We start from the raw sequence: 2,302 nt of genomic DNA, 5'->3' as shown, positions 1-2,302 counted from the left end.
ATGGGGATGCGCTCGGGGGTGCTCATAGGCGCCCCGGTGCCACGTCCGCAAGGGCGGGCGGCGGCAGGAAGCACGGCGCTGTCGGTAGGGCTTCGCATCGCGGAGGCTCGCCTCCAGCTTGAGGGCCCGGGCTGACAGCGGTATGTCAGGAATCCAAGGCCATGCAGCGCACCGAGCGTCTTTTCGCCCTCGCCGAGTACCTGAGGGGTCGCCGTACCGGCGTCACCGCGGAGGTGCTGGCGGAGCGCTTCGGCGTGACGGTGCGCACCATCTACCGGGACCTGGACGCGTTGCGCGCCGCGGCACTGCCGGTGGGGGCGGAGCGCGGCCGGGGCGGCGGGTACGCGTTGGATCGCAGCTACAGCCTGCCGCCGGTGAACTTCACCGCGCGCGAGGCGGCGCTCGTGGTGGCGCTGGGCCGCTTCGCCATCGACATGCGGCTGTTGCCCTTCACGGGGACGCTGGAGCTGGCGCTCGACAAGGTGCGCTCGGCGCTGTCCACGTCCGCGCAGCGCGAGCTGCTGGAGCGGCTGCGGGAGCTGACGTTCCTGGGCGTGCCGTCGCTGCCCACGAAGAAGAACGTCCGCGAGGCGCTGGAGCGCGCGTGGTTCGAGCGCCAGCGGCTGCGCATCACCTACGTGGACGGCAACTTCCTGGAGACGACGCGCGAGGTGCGCATCGAGTCCGTGGTGATGGACCGGCACGAGACGCGGCTGGACGCGGTGGACCTCGCGTCCGGCGAGCGGCGCCACTTCCGGTTGGACCGCATCACGCGCGCCGAAGTCCTGGGGTGAAGCGGCCCGGCGATGATGTAGTGCGCGTCCATCCGCTCCAGGAGGTCCCTTCCGGTGTCCCATTCCCCGCCTCACGTGCGAGTCGCCATCGCGGGCGCCGGCTTCGCCGGACTGGGCATGGCCATCCGGTTGAAGCAGGACGGCGTCGACGACTTCCGCGTCTTCGAGCGGGCGGACGACGTGGGCGGCGTCTGGCGCGACAACGTCTATCCCGGCTGCGCGTGCGACGTGCAGTCCCTGCTGTACTCGTTCTCCTTCGCGCCGAACCCCGGCTGGTCGCGCGCCTACTCGCCCGGCGCCGAGATTCAAGAGTACCTGCGCGAGTGCGTGACGCGCTTCGGCCTGTCGCCGTTCCTGCGCTTCGGGCACGCCATCCTCTCCGCGCGGTGGGACCCCGCCCGGAGGCACTGGCGGCTGGAGACGTCCCGGGGCCCCTTCACCGCGGACGTCCTCGTGGCCGCCGTGGGCGCGCTGAGCGAGCCCGCCATCCCCTCGCTGCCCGGGCTGGAGCGCTTCCAGGGCAAGGTGATGCACTCGGCGCGCTGGGACGTGGGGCACCCCCTGGCCGGGCGCACCGTGGGCGTGGTGGGCACGGGCGCGTCCTCGGCGCAGCTCGTCCCGGCCATCCAACCCACCGTCCGCCGGCTCATCCTCTTCCAGCGCACGCCCGCGTGGGTGCTGCCCCGGGGGGACAAGCCCATTGGCCCCCTGCGGCGCTCGGTGTACCAGCGGGCGCCCGGCGTGCACTGGCTCCTTCGCGAGGCCCTGCGCCTGCTGCGCGAGGCCCTGTCCCTGGGCTTCCAGCACCCGTGGATCCTTCGCGCCGCCCAGCGATGGGGGCTCCGGTACCTGGCGAAGGTGGTGACGGACCCCGTGCTGCGCGACAAGCTCACGCCCCGCTACACGATGGGGTGCAAGCGCGTCGTCGTCTCCGACGACTATCTGCCGGCCCTCACCCGCGACAACGTGGACGTCGTCACGTCCCACATCCGCGAGGTGCGCGAGCACGCCGTCGTCACGGACGACGGCGCCGTCCACCCCGTGGACACGCTCGTCTTCGGCACCGGCTTCCAGGCCACGGACATGCCGCTGGGGCACCACGTCCATGGCCCGGACGGACGCACGCTCGCGGACGTCTGGGCGGGCAGCCCCAAGGCCTACCTGGGCACCACCGTGAGCGGCTTCCCCAACCTCTTCCTCCTCCAGGGGCCCAACACCGGCCTGGGCCACACCTCCGTGCTGCTGATGATGGAGGCCCAGCTGGAGCACGTGCTGGGCGCGCTGCGCTACCTGGACGCCCGGGGCGCCGCCGCCGTGGAGCCGGTGCCAGAGGTGCAGGACGCCTTCATCCGTGATCTGGACGCGCGGCTGTCCCACACCGTCTGGAACCAGGGCGGCTGCCGGAGCTGGTACCTGGACGTCACGGGTCGCAACGCCGCCCTCTGGCCCGGCACCACCTCCGCCTTCCGCAGACGGGTGGAGCACTTCGACCCTGCCGACTCTGTCTC

General features: G+C 72.3%; 2 protein-coding genes. Both read left to right on the top strand.

The features are described from left to right. Positions 1-161 precede the first annotated feature (161 nt). Positions 162-794 (top strand): helix-turn-helix transcriptional regulator, encoded by a 633-nt coding sequence (locus D7V93_RS41980; RefSeq protein WP_120648560.1) that lies wholly within the window; start codon positions 162-164, stop codon positions 792-794. 54 nt (positions 795-848) lie between these two features. Then, a partial coding sequence (locus tag D7V93_RS41975) for a flavin-containing monooxygenase (protein ID WP_244237829.1) occupies positions 849-2,302 on the top strand: 1,454 nt, incomplete at its 3' end.

It is taken from the genome of Corallococcus llansteffanensis, from assembly GCF_003612055.1.
Taxonomy (GTDB): Bacteria; Myxococcota; Myxococcia; order Myxococcales; family Myxococcaceae; genus Corallococcus; species Corallococcus llansteffanensis.
This window is presented reverse-complemented; position numbering and strand designations above follow the sequence as displayed.